Here is a 21,130-nt window from a genome sequence, read left to right as displayed (position 1 = left end):
CGTTAGATTAATAATTTACTTTCAACTAAGTCGCAAAAATCTTGGTTTCTTATGGATTTTAATAAAACTTACTTATTTGAATTTGTAGTAGCTTGTTGAACCTTTTTAGATAGTAGCTCAGCTAGTTCATCTTTTGGAGGAGATGTAATGCCTGGCTCCTTATTTTCTACTGCTCGTAGTTGTATTTCAACTTGAGCTTGTATAATTACATCGTTCACTTCTTTTTCTGATACATTCTTTGAAGCTGCAACTTCAATAACTGTCTTACCTGTATCTAATTCTTTTTGTAGTTCCGCTGCATCCATTTGCAACAATTCAAATAGTTTAGCGTTATTTAACATACCAGCACCAAATCCTTTGAGGATACCCTCTTCGGCTTTCACATAGACCTTTTTTTCTTGATTAGAAATTTTATTGACTTGTTCACTTTTTTGTACGCTTTGAATCGGTTTTTCTTTTCCATCAGCTAGAGCTTGTTCGTTATCTAAATCCCATATATTTCTTTCATTAATCGCGGATTCCGTCCATTTAATCATTGCCTCTTTTTTACTAGGATCGGGTTCAATTCCTTGTGATGCATTAAACTCTTCCTGTGATTTTGCTGCAATTTCAGTAAAGAAATCAATTATCTTCTGTTTTGGAACATTTTTAGATTCTGCAATTTCAACGATGGATTTACCCGAAGCTAATTGTTCTTTCACAGTGGCGGCATCCATTTTAAGTAAACTAAATAATTTATCGTAATCTAAGTATTCTGCGCCCGGCCCTTTATATTCAAAATCTTGCGGTTGTCCTTTGGGTGCATCGAATACTTTTCCGCTTGCACTTATTACTTGCTTATCTTTTAATGATAACTTAGAACTAGCAAAGGCGCTTCCTGCTCCTACAACTAACACTGCTGCTGTCAAACCCATAATTAATAATTTCTTTTTCATATAATCACCTATTCCTTTGTTTTTTCTTACACATAAAAAATATCACCCGTTTGTCAAGTTCAAATGAAGATAAAATGAAGATAGAACGAAGATAAAATGAAGATGATATAAAGATGATAAAAAAACAACTATACTGCCAGTTAGTTGAGAAAAGGCAACCGATCCAATAGGGTCGGCTGCCTTCTCTTGTTTTTTCAGCTACACCGTCGAATTCCGGTATTCTTGAGGCGTCAGACCTACATGCTTTTTGAATAGCTTTATGAAATAATGCGGGTTTTGGTAGCCGACCTCAATGGCAATCTCATAAATTTTAAGGTTGCTGCGCTTGAGAAGCTGCTGTGATTTTTCTATTTTCAACCGAGTCATGTAATCAATGAGATTTTCCCCAGTCTCCAGCTTATATATCCTTGACAAATAAGCGGGATGCATCTGAAGATGCTCGGAAATGGCTTGCAGCGAAATATCACCGGACAGATGAGATACTATATATTTCTGCGCTTCCTTAACAGCCACTAATCTCGCACTATTGCGCTCATGCACGGCTTGCTGCTTGAATTTACCAAATACGCTCCAAACCCAATCGCTCAGATGCTTTACCGTTTTGGCAGGCGTCAATTCCTTCCCTCGGGTGTAGTCATCCCCAATTAATTCGGGCAGCTTCCTTCCGTTCTTATGTGCAATATAAGAGAAAGCCGTAAATAAGGCAAAGAACGCTTCCAGCATGTGCTCGGAAGATTCCGCCCAATAGGCTTCCACTTCATTTAAAATACACGAAATCTTATCTGCGGCCGCTTCCCATTGTCCGGATTCCATTAAGTGCATAAGTGCTGGAGGTTCATAAAGTGACAGCAATGTTCTGACCTCGGAGACCTCTGCATCATCCATGATATATACCGGCAGGTCTTTCTCTTGGCCGAGCCTCATACTGAATGTCTGTAGCATATTGTTATACAGCCTGGTCATATCCGTCGGAAATAAGCCCCATTGTCCAAGGAGTACGGATACCCGCTTTTTCAAAAAATGCTCGATGTTTTTCTGCAGCTGATGCGTAAGCCGGGTCGCATGATATTGCTGCGACTCAGCAGCTTTAGGAATCAGACCCAACACGAGATATTCATGAACATCTTTACAGAACCAGACGTGAAAATAGTCCTTCAACGTTTCCTGCGCCATATTCACAATCGCAAATTCCATTAAAGACATCTCAAACGGATCCAACTCTAAGAATTGGTCCTTGAATCGAATCATAATCATCGTGATCAAATCGTTTGTTTGAACCGGCACCTCGAGTAAATGGATTTTTTCTTCCAGTTTCTCAGGGGTTACCCGCTTTCCCTGAAGCAGATCGTGTAAAAACTCCCCTCGAAGCCTTGGCAAATGATCGCGCATCGCTCTCAGCGCCCGCTGATAGGCGTCATTGTTTTCCCGTTCCGTCTGGATCATTCGAACAACTGACGACACGCGTTCAATTAATTCCTCGTCGCTGATCGGCTTGAGCAAATAATCGCAGATATTGTTTTTGATTGCAGCCTGCGCGTATTTGAAATCAGCATGCGCCGTAAGCAGAATGCACTTGATATGCTCACAGTGCATATAGATGTTTCTCGAAAGCTCGATCCCGTCCATCCCCGGCATCCCGATATCTGTGATCGCAATATCAATAGGATGCGTGGCGACGATGTCAAGCGCCTCTGCTGCCGAGTAGGCTTTATGAACCGTGCCAATTCCCAGTGATTCCCATGGAATAGTGACGGCTAGCGTCTCGACTACGCTCATTTCATCGTCTACTAGTAATAATTCCAGCATATTGTCCACACTCTCCTCTCACGTTTGGGCTATGCTCCGACTTTCCACTGAATAGCGACTCTGAGTCCTCCGAGCGGAGAATGCGAAAACATAAGGCCGGATTGCTGATTAAATTGATAGGCAAGCCTCTGATGGACATTCCAAAGCCCACATCCGGTTTCCTGATCGTGCGGATTAGATACCTTATTCGCCAGATCCCTTAACTGCTGATCGGACAGCCCCACCCCGTTATCATCGATTATGACGCGATAAATGCCTTCAGATAGCTCGCCGGAAATGGTGATAATCCCGTATTCCGTATTCTTTTCAATCCCATGGACAATTGTATTTTCAATAACCGGCTGCACCATCAGTCGCGGAATTTGCAGGTCCAGCATATCCTCAGGGATATCAATTTCGTAATGGAATCGTTCGATCCGCAAATTTTGAATCGTCAAGTAATTTTCAATCAGCTTCAATTCTTCCCGGAGGGTAGTAAGCGTATGCTCCAGCCTCGTAATATAGCGGAAGTACTCCGACAAGTTCAAAACCATCGCAGTAGCCGCCGGTTTATCGTCGATGGCAATCATATTTTTGATAAAAAACATGCAGTTGGCTAAAAAATGCGGGTTGATCTGAGATTGCAAATGCTTTAATTTGGCATCCCGAAACCGGATATTTTCCATGTAGACATTTTCAAGCAGACGCTGGATTTCGTTAGCCATCTCATTAAATCGCGTAAACAAATAATCGAACTCATTCTTCGGACGGTAATTCAGTCGGTGGGAGAAAGTACCTTTTTGCAGCATCTTCACTCCTTGAAGCAGCAGTTGGATAGGAAGCTGAACTTGTCTGTACAAGAATACCGTAGCCAGGAGACTAATCAGCATCATAAACATAATGGATATATAAAACCAATTTCGGCTCTTGTTGATGGGGGCCAGTACTTCTTTGAGCGGCAAATAATCGACAGCGTACCAGCCTATGCTTTGAAGACGCACGAAGTACACCATATACTGCTCACGTTCGATCTCGACAATCCGATGACCGACTTCATCCAGCTGTTCACGGTTCAATAGGTCAACGATATGGTCTGTAATGACGGACCGATCTGTCTTATCCATAATTGGACGAGTAGTCGGAGAATAAAAAAACGGATGCGACTTGCCGTCGAACTTATAGTCCCTCAACATCCGAACCAAATTGTTCTCGCCGAACCGCACTTCAACGATAGATTCGGCTTCCAACAAGCTTCGATTCACCAAAAGTGGACTCCAGACAGCTTTGGTAAAATAGCCCTCTCCTATGGTCCGAACAGGGTGGTAATCCCATCGAGCGGTGGACAGCTGCTTCACATAATCATCATCGTATACGCTCTGATAATCGTTAGATAGCACCTGCTTTACCTTAGGCATGAAAATGGTAATCTGATTGTTCCAACTGCTGGAAGCACTGAGCAGGTTGAGCTTTTGCACAATCTCCTCTTGCATCTCCAGCTGCAGATAACCATTCGACTTGCTTCCAAGGCGCTCCAGCGCATGAATCGAATTATCCCGGCTTACGATGGTGGACAGCACGGAAAGTTGATTAATGATGTTATCCGTCTGGGTGGTAAAGAAAGAAAGACGCTTCAGGCTCTTTTCCTGAAGCTCTTTCTCAATCACCCGAACGGATGTATGATTTGAATAGCTATAGATGATACCGATCGGAAGCAGTAGTAGGACTATGAGCATGACCATTTTGCTAAAGATGTTCCCTCTATAACGCATTCCCAACACTCCTCATCTCTTCATCAGCTAATTATACCTGAACTATAGGAGTATTAGGAGCATTATCTAGAACTAAACTCCTTGTTGCTAGGGTGCTATCCTTTCACTGCACCTGCCGATAATCCGCTGACGATATACTTTTGCGCGAACAAGGCGATCACGATTACTGGAAGCGTGATGACGCATGCCGCAGCCATTAGCGCCCCCCAATTGATGGCGTTGCCCGAGATAAAGTTGAACACGGCGAGCGGCAGAGGCTTCGTTTTTTCCCCTGATAAAATCAGCGAAAACATAAAGTTGTTCCAGGAAAAAATGAACGCCAGCAGCGATGAAGTCACGATCCCCGGCATAGACACCGGGAGTACCATCTGAAAGAAAGTACGAACCTTGGAGTTGCCGTCAATCCAAGACGATTCTTCGACCTCCTTTGGAAACGTTTCAAAAAACGGAATCATGACCCACATAATAAACGGCAAACCGATTACCATGTGGCTGAGAATTAAGCTTGTATACGTATCCACCAATTTGAGCTTGTTGAACAAAATATACCAAGGCACCAAATATGTAATACCTGGAATGATTTTGGCTACCAGGATCATAATGGAGAAATAGTACATGCGATGTCTGGCGATCGCATAGGCGGCTGGCAATCCGAGCATCAACGCACCGACGGTAGATAGAACTGCAATGACAAAACTATTGAGAATAAAACGGCTGTAATCGTATTCTTTAAATACAGTGAAATAGTTTTTAACTGTTGGCGTAAACACAAATAAATGCTGTGAGGATAATACCTGTACCTGTGTCTTAAAAGACGCTGACAGCATCCATAGGAACGGGAACAGAAAGAATAGTAGTACCAATATATTAACAAGCGCAAAGTTAGTGCGCATCGCAGTCGATTGTCTCATTGAAGTCCCCCTAGCCTTTTCCGAACCACGAGCAGAAGCAGAACCATGACCATGATTAGTAGAAAGAATAGAATCAACAGCGCCGATGCCGAGCCTAGTTTAAAGTTAACGAACGCTTGGTCGAAAATCATTAAATTCATAGTCTGCGATGCGAAGTTGGGTCCGCCTTGCGTCGTAGCGTAGATCGTATCAAACGTCTTCAGCAAATCGATCAGGCGCAGAATAACAGCAGTCATAATCGTTGGCAGAAGCAGTGGAAGTGTGATATGAACCAGCTTTTGCAGCCTTGATGCTCCATCCACATCAGCAGACTCATACGGATCCGTCGGAAGCGTAGCCAGTCCCGCTATAATGATGAGTGAGATCATCGGGGTCCACTCCCATACGTCAATCAGAATGAGAGACGGGATGACCTGATCGACCGAGGCCAGCCATTCCTGTGTCGGCAAACCTGCCTTTCGCATTAGCTGGTTAGCCAAACCGATGGAAGGCTCATAGATCAACAGCCACACCAGTCCGATCGATACGGGCGTTGCCACCATGGGAAGCATCATGATCGTCTTGACAAGCTTTTGTCCAGCAAAGGAGCGTGAGAATAATAGGGCAATCGCAACGCCCAACACCGTTTCCAAGATTATACTAACTGTGGTGTGATAAAACGTAATGCGAACTGCGTTCCAAAATTTCGGCTCCTTCAAAAGTGAAATGTAATTATCCAACCCCACCCACTTTGGCGGTGTAATGGCCGACATGCTCCATTCATACAAGCTGATTTTTCCCGTATACGTGATCGGAAAGACAACCATCAAGGCAATAAAAAGCACAGCCGGTATAGTAAATACCCATTTGAGATGACGATCCAACCAGTTCATGACCACATTACCGACTCCTCTCGAAAAAAATAGCAAGCCAAAGACCTACTCTAAGGCTTGCCCTTGTTCATCTCAATTGATTTTTACTTCGTAGCATTGTCTTTATCGATGATGGCTTGTAATTCTTTGTTCGCCTGATCCGCAGCGGCTTTAATATCCTCGCCCAGCACAGCCTTAACAACAATGCTTCCTACCGCATCCCGAGCCTCGCCGACGCTGATCGTCTGCGGAACGCTTGTGCCGACACCTATCTTCATTGTTTCTTGAATCACTGCGGCCAGATCGGCTGGAAATGCATCCGTGCCTTCCTTCATCGCCCACACCGAATTTCTAGCCCCCGTCACCCCGTCTCGTTGTATCTTGAGGACGTTAGCTTTACTGCTAACCCATTCCATAAAAGCCCAAGCTGCTTCTTTGTTTTTCGTCTTTGGATTCATCGCCAGCGACCAAGCGGCAATGTTGTACGGCTTAGCCCCGGCGCTTCCAGCTGGGAACACTGCGAAGCCAACATTGTCTTTCACTAAAGATTTTTCGGGATCGGTGGTGTTCTTGTAGATGGAGCCCGTTTCTGTATAGAACGCTGCTTTACCTTGCGCGAATAACCCTGCAGCCTGTGGCCAGCTCATGTTCAGCGTCCCTTGCGGGCCATAATTTTTAAGCAGATTCGCGTAGATTTGGAAGCCTCGAATCGCTTCTGGCGAGTTGATTACCGCTTTATCGCCCTTAATATAGTCGCCGCCTTCGGAAAAGACGAAAGAGGATACGGCGGTGACCAGCGCATTACGTTGTCCCCTGCCAACAAAGCCGTAGAAATCTTTACCCGGGTCATGCAACTTCTTCGCCGCCGCTTCCAGCTCGGTCAAGGTTTTGGGAACGGGAATATTGTTTTTTTGCAAAATATCTTTGCGGTAATACAAGACGAACTGATCCGTAAAGAGCGGGATGTACATGAGCTTGCCGTCTATACTTGAAGCGTCGACAGCGGCCTTGGAGAAATCGTTAAAATCATAATTCGGATTTCTCTTCACATTCTCATCCAGAGGTGTGAGCCATCCGTTTTTGTAAAATAAAATTTTATCCATATAAGGGCGGGACATAAAGAGGTCCGGCGTCTCCGAACTGGAGGTCAGCTGAACAGCAAGCTTCTGCTGCAACTGATCTTCGGCGAATGCCTGTAGATCTACTTTGATCCCTGTTTGCTCTTCGAACTGAGGCAGAGCAGCTTTAATCGAATCGGACCACTGATGATTTAATCCATACACCGATAATTTTTGTCCTGCAAACGGCTTGGATCCTGTGGTTGGAACCGCTGTCTTCTGGGTTTCATTACTGCACGCTGTGGCTGTCATAGCAACCGCAAACGTTAAGGCGAGCAATCTGCTTTTTTTTCCTATGTTCATGATTATACCCCTTTCGTATGTTCGGCAATTTGTGTTTATACTAATATTTTAAGGTCGGTGGAAAGGGAATGATATAGCAATAATTTTACAAACATATATTCATTTTTATCCTGGTCCGTTAATATCTCGTCTGAAGGAATACCTCTCTTAAAGATTACTATTACTTGGAGGTTTTTTTCATACGAATATCAGTACGCCGTTCAGCACTCGCTACTTCCCCGAAAATTTCCTCGCAATGGTTCTGCGTTCGTTGGGTCCGAATCCAAGCATCTGGAGTAGAGTATGAATAATATGTTCAAGTCCAATATGAAAGGTGCCGATGATGCACGAGCGGAAGGATCAAGAAATAGGAGTTTGTAACGGAAAACTTTGTATGCACTAAAGGCTCCACGGATTCCGCTCATCATAATCACTAGGCCATTCTTGAGATCATCAGAGCGTCCGCAGATGACAATGGTTTCGGGTAATTAATAATCACCCATTAGCACCTATGTAGATCCATCCTAATTATCTCTATCAAATGATGAGAAACAAGGAGGGTAAATCGAATGAAGCTCAACAAAAAAGATGTCGTAATAGAGCAGACGGACACCTTTCAGACTCAACCCATTACCGTGAAGGGACTGTCCGTCATATCCCGACAGTTACTGCCACTTTATGAACGCCTAGCAAACGATCGTTTGTATGCGATGCGACTGATAAGCGCCTTGAGGACATTGGATTTAGATCGAACCACAAGAGTGATCCAACAGGTCCTGCCAGGCGCTGGGGTCGCTGTTGGAGCCGGCTTCAGCGCAAGCTACAGTCTCATGATCACAAAAAAGACGAAGGTTTATTTTGACACCGGTATCTTTAGGCCGGGGCAGATGCTAAGTATACAATCCGAGGATATCCGTAGAGTAAGCCTAATCATGCTGCGGCTGCTGCGAAAACTTGCCAAAGATCGCATATTTACAGCAAGGTTCATCTGTCTCGTGAGAACGAGAAAACAGGCTAAGTTGCTGCGGTTAGTCAATAACGCCGTCAATTCGAAGCCTTTTGTTTCCACTAAAATCAGCGTATACGGTCCTTTATTTGTTGTCCGCTTGTCTAACGGAAAGCGCTATAACCTTACCTTTGAGCAGTCTTGATGAGAAAGAGTAACCCTTTAGGAGGAAAACTATGCCTAGAACGATACGTGTTTATTGGCGTCATGCAACTTCACAGTGGTACAACTTCAACTGGTACGGGGTAATAAACAGAAAGTCAGTTGTACACATCTCAGTTGCTGAGGGCATATTCCCGAGGGTTCCAGCCGGCGTTTATGATATCGATATAATTGATCGACATAGAGGAGAGGCCGTTATTTGTGTAAGAAACATTGTTCCTCATCAAGATGGTGTTGAGTTCCGACTAGAAGTGAATTGGGCCACTCCTTTAGACGTGATAACTGACATAACTGTATTTGATCCACCTGAACAGTGCGAAATCGTTTAGCATACAAGGGCGAGATTTTACGATCAACGATCACAGTCTCAGGTAGATTAGTTCTTTCCCCTTCCGGTCTTCAACTTATGTCGATAAACCGTAAAGCACAAAATCCTACAGCCAAAGCAGCAGTCAACACAATAAGCGCAACAACAAAAGATAGATTTATAGTATATGGGAGGCGGGATAAATATGATTCTACGAGGAGTAGTCGATTTTGGAATAGCTCAAAATCAAGATCAAAACATTCTTTTTATCAATGAATGCGGTGGAGGACCAGGAGGTAATTTGTTTCAAATTCCTGATGGTTCTGTAGTTATACTTCAACGAGGAGCCATAAAGAAAAAGGTTCGTGTTGTTAAGGGAGATGCTTCCGAATGTGATTTCAGTATGGCTTCATTAAATCCCAAAACAGCTCAGTTATTTAGGGTGAAAAAGGAACAACGTTTTTTACTCGTATTTAATGAGAAAACGAGAATCATGAGAATGTTTCGAGCACCTGTTACCCGTTCGCAGGCCCTATTCAAGCTAGACCCGAATAAACTTCACGAAAATAACATCACTTTAGGCGGTCCATTTATAGATGCCTTAGGAATTTACAGTACGAGAACAACGCTAATCGTTACTCGTGGATGCGTACGTAAAAGATTTAACATTTTGAAGAGTAATGTAGAGACTCCTGACTTATTCTTTCAGTTAACTGCTAATAACGCGCTAAAATTCGGGCTGAAAAATGGAAAAAAATATCGTTTGACCTATAATCAAATAACCAACAGGCTTATTATTGGGACTCAAGTGTGATAAATATAACTTAACCGGTAGGTTGTAGGTTCGACCACCCGAGGCATCCCCCTTGATCTTTTTGGATCATAGGGATTTTTTTTGGGGAGTGGAGAAGGAACAGAGCGTCAGGCTGCTGTGGCTTAATGTTATGCATACAGGGAAATCTATGTTTGGTTGTCCATATAACCAGGAACTGCCTTCATGTGTTGGGCAACCATAATCTCGTGGATAAAAATGGTAAACAAATGATTTACGACAATGATACGGTCATAAACGAAGCTAGGCTGCCGAACGATTTCGGCAGCCTAGTTATAGTTGGATATTGAACTATCGTTATCCGTTAGATTCCTGTAGATGGATAAATGCTCTTTCCAGGAATAGAAAATAAGAGTCAGTATAATCCGGGCTATTATATTTACTTCTTTTATTTTATCTCCTATTATATCCATCCAAACGCTGTAATGGCCTGGAACTCTTCCGAGGAAAATATTTCAGGATCAAGTATCCCCCCATCAGCCTCGGATTTTAAGGTCATCTTCAACCAGTGTGTGAGGATTCGAGCACGCCGTCTATTCCCATCAAGAATGATGTCATATTGACTCTCCTCGAGTAAGTGCACAGCTGCGAATACGTCATACATCAAATTCACCAGCTTCTTAATGCCCGCCGATTGACGATAAGCATCTAGTTTTCCGAAATCAACTAGAATTTCACTTAAGCGATGTATTTCTCCTTGGACTTCATCTCGAAGCTCATGCAATTCATCCCGTTCAATCTTTGCAAGTGTACCTTGCAGCACTGAGATGAAGGATTGAGCACCACCTTTTTGCAAATTTTTAAGCACTTCCAGTGCCTGAATATTGGCTGAGCCTTCCCAGATCGGATTAACGAGCGCATCGCGCAACAACCGTGGCATCGGATACTCTTCAATATAGCCGTTGCCGCCGTGCAACTCCATCGCTTGCTTGGCCGTATCCACGCCGAGTTCACTTAAGCGATACTTAGCAAGAGACAGTAATACCCGCATAACGGAGGTGTCGTCTGCTGTTCCCGTGCCATAGGTGTGAACTTTGTCAAACATATGTATCATTTGAGCAGAAAAAGCCCATCCAGCTTCAATTTCTGTGATGATATTTACTAGCGTTTCTTGAACCATCGGGTAGCTTATGATTGGATTACCGAATGCGGAGCGCTGATGTGTGTATAGCATGGCTTCCAGAAAGGCGCGACGAGCAAGAGCAAGTCCTCCAAGGGCAGTGTCAATACGTGACACGTTTAATGCCTCGGCCATGTATCTGAATCCATCTGATTCAGAACCGATCAGATAGCCAACTGCGTTGTTCAGGATGAGCTCACCACTGGCGACGGCGCGGACGCCTAATTTATCTTTGAGCCGGCGAATGGATACACGATTACGACTACCATCAGGCAATATCCGTGGCATCAAGAACAAACCAAGTCCGCGAGTACCTGGCTGGTCGGATACGCGGGCCAATGTAATCGCTATTTCAGCGTCACAGTTGCTGGCAAACCACTTTTCCCCCGTGAGGAGATAGTGATCTCCTTGCTTGACCGCTTTCGTTTCCGTCGCACCGACGTCTGAACCGCCTTGAATTTCAGTCAAAAACGTAGCACCTTGAGCAAAATTATCCCAATCTAGCGAGGCTAGTCGCGATAAATAAGTGCTCTTCTGTTCTTCAGATCCGAACTTTTCAAGGACGAACGCCGCCGACTGGGACAGCGTCACTGGGCAAGCGAATCCTGTCTCGGCTTCACAAAGAAGGTACAGTAGAATACTGTTTACGAAAAATGGAACGGTCTCCGGAGCGTTCGGGTCATATCGATAGGCGACAACTCCCGATCCGTATCCGTCCTTCACAGTTTGCATGTAACCTTCGTTGTACCAGATTTCGTTAATTTCTTCTCCTTTGCGATTATAGCGGATCAATTTCGGTGCGCCGTCACGATCCGTGTATACAGCACGCTTGTCAATCGGTCCAGCAGCAAGCCGGCCGGTCTCGACAAAAGCGTGTTCCACATACTTCATGACTGTGTCCGATAAATAACGGTTAGTGTATCGGGTCAAAATCGGATCGTCTGTGTACCAGTTGGCGTCATTTGCAACTTTCCACTTTGCATAATCGAGCATAGTTGATTCCTCCGAACAATAATGTTGGCTTATAAACCTAGATTTTTGGCAATGATGCTTTTCATAATTTGATTAGTTCCTGCATAAATGGCCGATACAGGTATATCCCGATACCTACGGGCGATCGGGTATTCCTCCATATAGCCATATCCACCATGAAGCTGCATACATTCACCGGCAACCCGCTTAGCCATTTCTGTTAACCACCATTTGGCCATGGAGACTTGTGCTACAATGTCTTTTCCTTCCATATGCTCTAAGATCAGTCGATCAATAAACGTACGGCCAATTTCCACTTCCGTTGCCATTTCAGCAATTTTGAACTGTGTATTTTGAAACTTGCTAATTGCCTGCCCAAACGCTTTTCTGGTTTTTGTATAAGCTATTGTCATGCTTAACATCTCTTCTGCTGCAACTTGCGCTCCAATACCTACGATTAAACGTTCTTGCTGCAGCTTTTCCATCAAATAATAAAAGCCTTTTCCTTCTTCTCCCAGAAGATTGCAAGCCGGTACACGGGCATCCTGAAAGATGAGTTCGGCTGTATCTTGCGCATGAAGACCCACTTTGTTTAATTTTTTTCCTCTTGAAAAACCGACAGTATCGCGTTCAACTACAAGAAGGCTAATTCCTTTGTAAGCTGGGCTTGCCTTTGGATCTGTTTTACATACCACAACGATTAAGTCCGAGTGAACCCCATTTGTAATAAACGTTTTTTCACCATTCACGATGTAAAAATCGCCTTCTCTTACTGCCGTTGTTCTTATATTTGCCAGATCCGACCCTGTTCCAGGTTCTGTCATCGCAATGGCTGTAATCAGTTCCCCGCTTATACATCCTGGCAGCCACTGCTCCTTCTGCACCTCGGTTCCATAAGCATCCAGATAGGGAACGACGATATCAGTATGAAGACCAAATCCAATTAAACTCGTGCCGACACGCTCTAGCTCTTCATTTAAGATGACTGAGTAGACAAAATCAGCGTTAAGACCCCCATATTTTTCATCTACCCACGGACAAAGAAACCCTTCATTGCCCATTTTATCCCAAAATTGACGAGGGATTATGCGATCTTCTTCCCATTGATCGTAGTACGGAACGGCTTCTTTCTCAAGAAATTTACGTAAGGAGCTGCGAAAAATGCGATGTTCTTCCTGCACATAGCTGCTAGACATTTCTTCCACTCCTTTTGTCTAAATCCTGAAGGATTTCTTCCGTATGCGCCCCTAGCTTCACACCGATATGTTTATATGCCGGTTTATAGGCCGAAAATTTAATCGGACAAGCAATCTGCCGTTGGAAGGTACCGTCAGCCTGAGGAACTTCTACGATCATTTTCCTCGCATTGATTTGCGGATGTTCGCAAGCTTCAGAGAACTTGAGCACAGGCTCTACACAAGCCGACAAGTTAGCAAATATAGCCGTCCACTCTTCATACGTTTTACCCAGAAATGCTATTGTAATCTTCTCTTTAAATGCCTTTATATCTTCTAAGTTTTCACTCATCCCAAGTCCTATCAATTCCGGCTGCCCGATCGCTTCACACAACTGTTTTTTAAATGAAGGTTCAAGGCTTCCTACTGAAAAGTACCTGCCATCTTTGGTTTCGTAATAGTCATAAAAAGTTCCACCGTTGAGTTCCATCATTTCTGGCTTCGGATCCATACCAGACGTTAAATATCCCGGTCCGAATAAGGTGTTTAAAGCAAAGGCAGTGTCCGTCATGCTCACATCTATATATTGACCTTCACCCGTTTCTTTGCGGTGGATGATGGCTGCCAAAATCGCAATTACCGTATGCAGAGAACCACCGGCAATATCAGCAATCTGAATGCCCATTGGGGTAGGTCTACTTTCTTTGCGAGCTGAATAGCTGGCTATTCCTGAGATTGCCAAATAATTGTTGTCATGGCCCGGACGATCGCGGTAAGGACCGTATTGTCCATATCCGGTAAGTGAACAGTAGATTAGGTTCGGATTCACTAATTTCAGTTCTTCATAACTTAATCCTAATCCCTCCATGACACCGGGACGAAACTGCTCTAAAACAATGTCATACTCTTCTATAAGTTGTTTCACAACATTTATAGACTCAGGTTTCTTTAAATCAAGTGCAATAGATTTTTTGGAGCGGTTAATATATTGATGAGCAGTAGAATCCTCGCCATCCTTAGCATTAAAATTTCTAAGCAAATCAGGTCTTGTTGGCGATTCAACGCGCAAAACTTCAGCACCTAGATCTGCAAGCATCATGGTTGCAAAAGGACCCGGAAGTAATCCTGAAAAATCCATAATTTTAATAGCATTTAATAAAGCCATTTGCTCACTTCCTCTTCCACCTTACTTCGGCTGCATGCGAATCGCACCGTCCAGACGAATCGTTTCACCATTTAGCATGGGATTTTCAAGGATACTTTGCACAAGCTTCGCGAATTCATCCGGTTTTCCCAGACGCTGTGGAAAAGGCACCGAGGCACCTAATGCTGTCTTTGCTTCCTCAGGAAGCGAATCGAATAACGGTGTTTCAAACAATCCTGGCGCGATGGTCATATTACGAATGCCATATCTCGCAAGCTCCCTTGCAATGGGCAATGTCATACCTACAATTCCTCCTTTGGAAGCACTATAAGCTGCTTGCCCAATCTGTCCTTCGTAAGCTGCAACGGAAGCCGTGTTAATGATGACACCGCGTTCCCCTTCTTCATTAGGCGTGTTTTCCATCATTTTTTCTACTGCCAATCGAATCACATTAAAGGTTCCAATCAGGTTAATCTGTATGATATTAGTAAAGCTCGATAATTCATGCGGCTTGTTTTTATTTACTACTTTCTCAACAATTCCGATTCCGGCGCAATTCACGACGGCTTGAATGGGACCAAAAGCATCTACGGTTTGTTCTAACGCTTGACGCACATCGGATTCGCTTGTGACATCCGTCTGTACGAAAATCACATTCTCACGGCCTAACTCTTCCACAAGAGCAAGACCCTTTTCTTTGGTCAAATCCAATATGGCAGCTTTTCCTTCATTTTTTACAATGTTCCTTACCGTTGATTCTCCTAACCCTGAGCTTCCTCCAGTTACAACGGCTACACAATTTTGCAGATTCATTATTTATCCTCCCTTGTATGCTTACTGCAGCTAATCTAAACGTTCAATTATCGTCGCATTTGCCATTCCGTGACCTTCGCAAATGGTTTGCAATCCGTAACGCCCGCCCGTTCTTTCCAGTTCATGCATCAAGGTAACCATGATACGTGCTCCGCTAGCACCTAGCGGGTGACCGAGTGCAATCGCTCCGCCATTAGGATTCAGCTTTGCGGGATCTGCTTCTGTCTCAGCCAACCAACAAAGCGGCACAGGGGCAAATGCCTCATTCACTTCATATATATTCATATCTTGAATGGTTAAATTCGCTTTTTGTAACGCTTTCTGTGTTGCAGCGATCGGACCCGTAAGCATTAGTTCGGGATCAGAACCAACGACAGCACGAGAAACGATTCGAAACCGCGGTTTCAATCCGCATGCTTCAGCCATTTCACGAGACATTAACAGAATGGCAGCTGCGCCATCGCTAATTTGGCTTGCATTTCCCGGATGAATCTTGCCGTTCTCCATAAACACGGGTTTAAGCGATCCCAATTTTTCTTTAGATGTATCCTTTCTCGGTCCTTCATCTTGTGTGACGATCGTTTTTGTACCATCTGCAAGATTAACCTCAATAGGGAGTATTTCCCGTTCGAATCTTCCTTCATGTTGCGCTTGTATGGCCTTCCTGTGGCTTTCCAATGAAAATTCATCTAATTGACGGCGGCTGAATCCCCACTTCTCCGTTACTTTTTCTGCTGATATTCCTTGATTAATAACTCCGAAACGCGCCGTTAGTTTTTCATTCCATGGTATTCCTTGCACATTCATAGGAACACGGGACATGCTTTCTACACCAGCTGCTACAACGACATCCATATCTCCGCTTAGAATCGCTTGCGCAGCGAAATGAACGGCTTGCTGGCTAGAGCCGCATTGACGGTCAATCGTAGTTCCCGGAACCTCAATAGGAAAGCCGGCAAGCAGAGCTGCTACCCTGGCAATATCTCCTGCTTGTTCCCCTGTTTGTGTTACACATCCCATGATGACATCATCAATGATTGCTGGGTCAATTCCCGCTTTAGTTACAAGCCCCTTTAACACTTCTGCAGCTAAATCATCTGGACGAATTCCGCTTAATGCTCCTCCTCGGCGTCCAATTGGGGTTCTGACCGCCTCGACAATAACAACTTCACGCATCAGGGCTACATCCTTTCTGTTTGGAATTTATAAGGTTAACAAAAAACCGCTCATTGAGCGGTTTTTCAGCAGCATGAAAAATTTTCAAAAATAATTGCAAGTAATCCCCCCATCGATATTGAGAATCGCACCGTTAGTCCAATCCGATTCATCCGATGCCAGGTAAATCGCGCTGTTCACTATGTCTTCAGGTCTACCAAAACGCCCGCTTGGCTGGCGGCCCAGTCGAATCTGCTTCGCCTCCTCATCTTTCAGCAGCCATTCGGTTAATAATGGAGTTTCAATCGGTCCAGGACAAATCGCATTGCTGCGAATGCCTTGGGGTCGGAATTGAATAGCCAGCGACCGGGTTAAGGAAACGATGGCTCCTTTGGATGCCGTATAAGCGTCTTGAGGCACACTGCATCCCATGAACGCAACAAAAGAGGCTATGTTGATAATCGATCCCTTCTGCTGCTTGACCATATGCGGGATGACATACTTACACGCAAGAAAAGTTCCTTTCACATTCACATCCATCACCCGATCCCATACTTCGACGGTCGTGTGAATGACAGAGCCATCCTCCGAAGGCATAATTCCTGCATTATTATAGAGGACATCGACTTTACCGTAGCGTTTTATTACCTGGGTCACCGCTGTCTGCACACTCTCTTCATTGGCCACGTTGCAAGTAAATAAAGCAGCGTCTCCACCTTCCTCTTGTATCTTCAAAGTTGTTATGAGCCCTGCCTGCTCGTTTACCTCAAAGAGAGCAACCTTTGCCCCTTCCCGCGCAAACAATTGAGCCGCCGTCTGCCCCATACCGCTGCCCGCACCGGTAATAATGCATACTTTATCCTGTAAACGCCCCATCATCGGCCCTCCCTAATCAGATTTGCTCAAAATATCTGGCTCTCTCCCAATCGGTGACAAATGCATTCAAAGACTGCTGCTCCACTTTGGCCATGTTGTAATAATGGTCTGTCACTTGATCTCCGAGCGCGCTGCGCACGATCGGACTTTCCTTCCAAAGCTCCATTGCTTCATACAGCGACGCCGGAACACGGGGAAGTCCTTTCATCGCGTATGCGTTCCCCTTCAACTCCGGTGCAGGCTCGATCTGGTTCTCGATTCCATATAAGCCGGCCGCGATCATCGCCGAGTAGGCAAGATACGGGTTCATATCCGCTCCGGGAATTCGGTTTTCAATTCGCAGGCTATGCTGATCCCCTACGATTCGTAAACCGGAGGTTCGATTATCATGGCTCCAGACAATATGTACCGGTGCCCAGCTTTCTGGCGCAAAACGTTTGTAAGAATTCACATTAGGAGCGAAAAAAAGAGAAAAGTCGCGTGTGCACGCTAAAATACCGCCTAAAAAATACCTCATCGTCTCCGACATCGAGTACAGCTGCTCAGCAGAGTCAAAAAAAAGATTTTGTTCCCCCTGAAGGTCCCATAAGCTGATGTGGATATGACCGCTCGATCCTGTCCACCCATGATGGGGTTTTGCCATGAAGGTCACCGAATATTCATGCTGCATGCAAATCTCTTTGACCCCGTGCTTTAGCAATGCATGCCGATCGGCAGAAGTGAGGGCATCCGCATATAGGATATTAATCTCGTGCTGCCCGACTGCCGCTTCGCCTTTAGTAGATTCAATCGGGATTCCCGCCGCAGTCATATCGTTTCTGATTTTCCGGTATAGAGGCTCGTTGCGGGTTCCCTGCAGCAAATTATAATCCTCGTTATAGTGCCCCGCGGCCTGCAGATGCCGGTAGCCTTTATCATGAACGTTCTCATACGATTCTCTAAATAAATAAAATTCAAGCTCGCTTGCCATCATCATGCGAAATCCCTTCTGCTCAGCTCTTTGCAATTGCTGTTTGAGAATATTGCGCGGGGCAATACCGATGGGGGAGCCTGTTTTTTCATCTGCGACATCGCTGAGGACCATTGCTGTCTTTTCCAGCCAAGGGATGACGCGTAAAGTGGACCAATCCGGCCTTGCTAACCAATCTCCATAGCCGGTTTCCCAATTCATCTGCTCGTACCCGCCGGGGGTGTTCATTTCCATATCGGTTCCGAGCAAATACGTACAGAAGTGAGTCCCTTTGGACAGAACATTGCGCAAATAAAACTCGCCTGTAAGGCGTTTGCCCATCAATCGGCCCTGCATATCGCAAAATGCAATTATCACGGTATCAATAAGGCCTGATCGAATCGCCTCTTCCAGCTCCGCTTGAGAAATCAGCCCTGAAAGCCGGTTCTCATCCATGGTTATCCCCTCCTAAAAGTTTTTTGATGCAAAGCGTCTGACCATGACGCAGCCAAAAAACTCGCTTCGGAACCGTCAACCGCTAATCCTCCAATTTTAAATTGATATACTTCAGATCTAAATATTCGTCCAAGCCATGATGGCCGCCTTCGCGTCCAATTCCGCTTTCCTTGATTCCGCCAAACGGTGCTTGAGGAACGCTAAGTGAAGTTCCGTTTACAGCGACCATCCCGAACTCTAGCGATTCACACACACGGTATACTCGGTTCAAATCACGCGTAAAAAAATAGGCGGATAACCCATAAGGCGTTCCATTGCAGCGGGTGATCACTTCTTCTTCTGATTGAAAAGCGAGTATAGGCGCGACAGGGCCGAAAATCTCCTCTTTCGCAAGCGCCATTTCATCATGAACATTGTCTAACACGGTTGGGGCATAAAAATACCCCTTCGCATAATCACCTTCCTCTAATCGATGCCCGCCTGTTAAAATCTTTGCCCCTTTCGCTGCGGCGTCTCCTACCAATCGTTCGACTCTTTCCAGGGCCGCTCGATCAATCAAGGGACCTACGTCCATTCCCGGTTCCATTCCAACCCCCACCCGGAGTTGGCGGACTTTCGAAACTATTTTCTCGCTCAAAGCTGCCCGAATATCTTCATGTGCGTAAATTAAATTAATGCCATTACATACTTGGCCACAGTTCTCGAATTTATTGCTGACAATGCAAGCTGCGGCAAGGTCCAGATCAGCGTCGGGAAAAACAACGACTGGCGCAATGCCTCCAAGCTCTAAAGAAAGCCGTTTCAATTGGTTGGAGGCACTTTGCATGATGTTCTTTCCCACTTCAGTTGAACCTGTGAATGAAATTTTTCGCACTCGGGAGTCAGATAAGAGGACATGGCCAATCTCAGACGCATCTCCCGTTACGAGATTAGCCACCCCATTCGGAATCCCGGTGTCGATTAACAGCTGAAACAACGCCACAGCGATTAACGGCGTTTGACGAGCCGGCTTTACTACAACCGTGCAGCCTGCAGCAAGAGCAGGTGCGACCTTGCGGACCACCATGGCGGCGGGATAATTCCATGGGGTAATCATACCGACGACTCCGACAGGCTGACGCCACACCATGATACGCTGATTTTTGCTGGAGCCCGGGATTGTTTCTCCGTAGATCCGCTTTCCTTCTTCAGCGTACCACCTAATAAACTCAGCCGAACTCTCCAGCTCCCCTTTTGCTTCTTCTACCGGCTTACCCTGCTCCTTGGACATCAAGATGGACAACTCATCCCGATTATGCAAAATCCGGTCCGCCCAATCGCAAAGATAGCGGCCTCGTTCTTTTGCCGTTAACTTCCTCCATGCGTTCAAGGCCCGTGCTGCGGCGTCGACCGCTTTTTTCGCGGCTTCCCCAGCTCCCTTGGGAACTTTTCCAACCACCTCTCCTGTGGCGGGATTGTAGACCGTCATACTTTCTGACAGCACAATTTGTTCTCCGTTAATCCATAGAAAGTTCCATTTTTCCTGATCCCCAGTCGTCACGATGATCCCCCTCCGTTCACTTGATCGATGAGCCATCGGAAAGGAATGAGTCCTTCCTCATGCTTCACCGCCATCATCTCCGGATGCCACTGCACCGCCAATAAATTCGGATGATTAGGATGAAGGAGAGCTTCAATAATCCCATCGTCTGCAACGGCCGCCGCTTTAAGCCCTGCTCCGACCTGATTTACCGCTTGATGATGGTAGCTGTTCGTTCGAATTTCATCAGCCTGGAATAGCTTTTTGAGGTACGGATCCAGCAGCTTGACCCGATGCGCCAAATACCAACGAGGAGCGCGTGAAAATTGATGAGCCAGTACATTCTCAGCGTGATCGGATATGTCTAAATATAACGTGCCGCCGAAGCTCACATTCAATAGCTGCATCCCTCTGCAAATAGCGAGTATTGGCTTATGAAGCCGTATAGCTTCTTCGATCAACTGCAGCTCAAAACGATCCCGCTCCGGGGTGATCGTCCAGCAGCGAAGATCCGGACTCGAGCCGTACAGCTGCGGATCAATATCCTCCCCGCCGGCCAAAATCAATCCATCGATCGCCTGCAGAATCTCATAGCAAGTTGAACGATCCCCGACAGGGATGCCGATTGGAATGGCACCAACCTGCATCACCGCCTGTATATAATCGTGGCCTATGACGCTGAAGCCCTGTCCCTTCACTCCCCGAAAGGTACCTCCGACCCCTTCCTCTCCAGTCACATGATAACCCGTTATTCCGATTAGCGGCATTTTCCCCATCGCTCCACCTCTTCTCTCCACTATTTTATTCCGTGCGAATGAAACACATAACCTCTGGTATGGAAAAGACACGGGTTGTTTGTATCGTAAGTGCTATGCGTATAAAGTAAAAAACACCCTATACGGGTGCTCTGAGAAAAACTAATCATAGTTGCGGAGCAAAGGGCTGCCACGCGGCAGCCCTTTTGATATTGAACTATTGTTCTACGTTAGCGTA

The 21,130-nt window shown here is 45.4% G+C and carries 18 protein-coding genes; 3 read left to right on the top strand and 15 right to left on the bottom strand.

Annotated elements, in window-relative coordinates:
- Positions 1 to 68: 68 nt before the first annotated feature.
- The 6 genes from AC58QC_RS07505 to AC58QC_RS07480 all read right to left on the bottom strand — a co-directional run bounded on the left by AC58QC_RS07505 (position 69) and on the right by AC58QC_RS07480 (position 7,672).
- Positions 69 to 935: a hypothetical protein gene (locus AC58QC_RS07505; RefSeq protein WP_497414558.1), complete on the bottom strand. Its 867-nt coding sequence runs from the start codon at positions 933 to 935 to the stop codon at positions 69 to 71.
- A 198-nt stretch (positions 936 to 1,133) separates the two neighbouring features.
- Positions 1,134 to 2,741 (bottom strand): response regulator, encoded by a 1,608-nt coding sequence (locus tag AC58QC_RS07500; protein ID WP_497414557.1) that lies wholly within the window; start codon positions 2,739 to 2,741, stop codon positions 1,134 to 1,136.
- A 29-nt stretch (positions 2,742 to 2,770) separates the two neighbouring features.
- A complete protein-coding gene (locus AC58QC_RS07495) occupies positions 2,771 to 4,489 on the bottom strand; it encodes a sensor histidine kinase (protein WP_497414556.1) in 1,719 nt (572 codons plus the stop codon).
- Positions 4,490 to 4,584: 95 nt separating this feature from the next.
- The gene (locus tag AC58QC_RS07490; protein WP_497414555.1) at positions 4,585 to 5,400 is read right to left on the bottom strand and encodes a carbohydrate ABC transporter permease; all 816 of its coding nucleotides are present in this window, start codon (positions 5,398 to 5,400) and stop codon (positions 4,585 to 4,587) included.
- The gene (locus AC58QC_RS07485; protein WP_497414696.1) at positions 5,397 to 6,272 is read right to left on the bottom strand and encodes a carbohydrate ABC transporter permease; all 876 of its coding nucleotides are present in this window, start codon (positions 6,270 to 6,272) and stop codon (positions 5,397 to 5,399) included. The genes AC58QC_RS07490 and AC58QC_RS07485 overlap by 4 nt, the downstream gene beginning before the upstream one ends.
- Before the next feature lie 83 nt (positions 6,273 to 6,355).
- Positions 6,356 to 7,672, bottom strand: coding sequence for an ABC transporter substrate-binding protein (locus AC58QC_RS07480; protein WP_497414554.1), 1,317 nt, complete (start codon positions 7,670 to 7,672; stop codon positions 6,356 to 6,358).
- Between the two features lie 548 nt (positions 7,673 to 8,220).
- Here AC58QC_RS07480 and AC58QC_RS07475 point away from each other — a divergent pair.
- The 3 genes from AC58QC_RS07475 (at position 8,221) to AC58QC_RS07465 (ending at position 9,940) form a co-directional block, all read left to right on the top strand.
- Positions 8,221 to 8,802, top strand: a complete 582-nt coding sequence (locus tag AC58QC_RS07475; protein WP_497414553.1) for a hypothetical protein — start codon at positions 8,221 to 8,223, stop codon at positions 8,800 to 8,802.
- Between the two features lie 31 nt (positions 8,803 to 8,833).
- Positions 8,834 to 9,148 carry a hypothetical protein gene (locus tag AC58QC_RS07470; RefSeq protein WP_497414552.1) on the top strand — a complete coding sequence of 105 codons (315 nt, stop codon included), beginning with the start codon at positions 8,834 to 8,836 and terminating at the stop codon, positions 9,146 to 9,148.
- A 183-nt stretch (positions 9,149 to 9,331) separates the two neighbouring features.
- Positions 9,332 to 9,940, top strand: a complete 609-nt coding sequence (locus tag AC58QC_RS07465) for a hypothetical protein (protein WP_497414551.1) — start codon at positions 9,332 to 9,334, stop codon at positions 9,938 to 9,940.
- Positions 9,941 to 10,361: 421 nt separating this feature from the next.
- Here the strand turns inward: AC58QC_RS07465 and AC58QC_RS07460 are convergent, their stop codons facing one another.
- The 9 genes from AC58QC_RS07460 to AC58QC_RS07420 form a co-directional block, all read right to left on the bottom strand.
- A complete protein-coding gene (locus AC58QC_RS07460) occupies positions 10,362 to 12,071 on the bottom strand; it encodes an acyl-CoA dehydrogenase family protein (RefSeq protein WP_497414550.1) in 1,710 nt (569 codons plus the stop codon).
- A gap of 29 nt (positions 12,072 to 12,100) precedes the next feature.
- A complete protein-coding gene (locus tag AC58QC_RS07455; protein WP_497414549.1) occupies positions 12,101 to 13,246 on the bottom strand; it encodes an acyl-CoA dehydrogenase family protein in 1,146 nt (381 codons plus the stop codon).
- A complete protein-coding gene (locus AC58QC_RS07450; RefSeq protein WP_497414548.1) occupies positions 13,239 to 14,390 on the bottom strand; it encodes a CaiB/BaiF CoA transferase family protein in 1,152 nt (383 codons plus the stop codon). Before AC58QC_RS07450 ends, AC58QC_RS07455 begins: the two co-directional genes overlap by 8 nt.
- A 21-nt stretch (positions 14,391 to 14,411) precedes the next feature.
- A complete protein-coding gene (locus AC58QC_RS07445) occupies positions 14,412 to 15,182 on the bottom strand; it encodes a 3-hydroxyacyl-CoA dehydrogenase (protein WP_497414547.1) in 771 nt (256 codons plus the stop codon).
- Between the two features lie 30 nt (positions 15,183 to 15,212).
- Complete coding sequence (locus AC58QC_RS07440) at positions 15,213 to 16,358, bottom strand: thiolase family protein (protein ID WP_497414546.1); 1,146 nt, start codon at positions 16,356 to 16,358, stop codon at positions 15,213 to 15,215.
- A gap of 84 nt (positions 16,359 to 16,442) precedes the next feature.
- Complete coding sequence (locus tag AC58QC_RS07435; protein ID WP_497414545.1) at positions 16,443 to 17,213, bottom strand: SDR family NAD(P)-dependent oxidoreductase; 771 nt, start codon at positions 17,211 to 17,213, stop codon at positions 16,443 to 16,445.
- Between the two features lie 16 nt (positions 17,214 to 17,229).
- Positions 17,230 to 18,618 (bottom strand): glutamine synthetase family protein, encoded by a 1,389-nt coding sequence (locus AC58QC_RS07430; protein WP_497414544.1) that lies wholly within the window; start codon positions 18,616 to 18,618, stop codon positions 17,230 to 17,232.
- Between the two features lie 82 nt (positions 18,619 to 18,700).
- Positions 18,701 to 20,086 (bottom strand): NAD-dependent succinate-semialdehyde dehydrogenase, encoded by a 1,386-nt coding sequence (locus AC58QC_RS07425; RefSeq protein WP_497414695.1) that lies wholly within the window; start codon positions 20,084 to 20,086, stop codon positions 18,701 to 18,703.
- A 68-nt stretch (positions 20,087 to 20,154) separates the two neighbouring features.
- Positions 20,155 to 20,913 carry a gamma-glutamyl-gamma-aminobutyrate hydrolase family protein gene (locus tag AC58QC_RS07420; protein WP_497414543.1) on the bottom strand — a complete coding sequence of 253 codons (759 nt, stop codon included), beginning with the start codon at positions 20,911 to 20,913 and terminating at the stop codon, positions 20,155 to 20,157.
- Between the last annotated feature and the right edge of the window lie 217 nt (positions 20,914 to 21,130).

It is taken from the genome of Paenibacillus sp. J22P51, from assembly GCF_059692215.1.
The sequence above is the reverse complement of the archived record's forward strand: the minus strand, read 5'-3'. Positions and strand labels throughout refer to the sequence as shown.

Coding starts and splice junctions, on each gene's coding strand:
- AC58QC_RS07460 (WP_497414550.1), bottom strand. CDS start 12,071: ATGCTCGATTATGCAAAGTGGAAAGTTGCAAATGACGCCAACTGGTAC.
- AC58QC_RS07425 (WP_497414695.1), bottom strand. CDS start 20,086: ATGACGGTCTACAATCCCGCCACAGGAGAGGTGGTTGGAAAAGTTCCC.
- AC58QC_RS07485 (WP_497414696.1), bottom strand. CDS start 6,272: ATGAACTGGTTGGATCGTCATCTCAAATGGGTATTTACTATACCGGCT.
- AC58QC_RS07450 (WP_497414548.1), bottom strand. CDS start 14,390: ATGGCTTTATTAAATGCTATTAAAATTATGGATTTTTCAGGATTACTT.
- AC58QC_RS07445 (WP_497414547.1), bottom strand. CDS start 15,182: ATGAATCTGCAAAATTGTGTAGCCGTTGTAACTGGAGGAAGCTCAGGG.
- AC58QC_RS07480 (WP_497414554.1), bottom strand. CDS start 7,672: ATGAACATAGGAAAAAAAAGCAGATTGCTCGCCTTAACGTTTGCGGTT.
- AC58QC_RS07500 (WP_497414557.1), bottom strand. CDS start 2,741: ATGCTGGAATTATTACTAGTAGACGATGAAATGAGCGTAGTCGAGACG.
- AC58QC_RS07420 (WP_497414543.1), bottom strand. CDS start 20,913: ATGGGGAAAATGCCGCTAATCGGAATAACGGGTTATCATGTGACTGGA.
- AC58QC_RS07475 (WP_497414553.1), top strand. CDS start 8,221: ATGAAGCTCAACAAAAAAGATGTCGTAATAGAGCAGACGGACACCTTT.
- AC58QC_RS07490 (WP_497414555.1), bottom strand. CDS start 5,400: ATGAGACAATCGACTGCGATGCGCACTAACTTTGCGCTTGTTAATATA.
- AC58QC_RS07435 (WP_497414545.1), bottom strand. CDS start 17,213: ATGGGGCGTTTACAGGATAAAGTATGCATTATTACCGGTGCGGGCAGC.
- AC58QC_RS07465 (WP_497414551.1), top strand. CDS start 9,332: ATGATTCTACGAGGAGTAGTCGATTTTGGAATAGCTCAAAATCAAGAT.
- AC58QC_RS07495 (WP_497414556.1), bottom strand. CDS start 4,489: ATGCGTTATAGAGGGAACATCTTTAGCAAAATGGTCATGCTCATAGTC.
- AC58QC_RS07505 (WP_497414558.1), bottom strand. CDS start 935: ATGAAAAAGAAATTATTAATTATGGGTTTGACAGCAGCAGTGTTAGTT.
- AC58QC_RS07455 (WP_497414549.1), bottom strand. CDS start 13,246: ATGTCTAGCAGCTATGTGCAGGAAGAACATCGCATTTTTCGCAGCTCC.
- AC58QC_RS07430 (WP_497414544.1), bottom strand. CDS start 18,618: ATGGATGAGAACCGGCTTTCAGGGCTGATTTCTCAAGCGGAGCTGGAA.
- AC58QC_RS07440 (WP_497414546.1), bottom strand. CDS start 16,358: ATGCGTGAAGTTGTTATTGTCGAGGCGGTCAGAACCCCAATTGGACGC.
- AC58QC_RS07470 (WP_497414552.1), top strand. CDS start 8,834: ATGCCTAGAACGATACGTGTTTATTGGCGTCATGCAACTTCACAGTGG.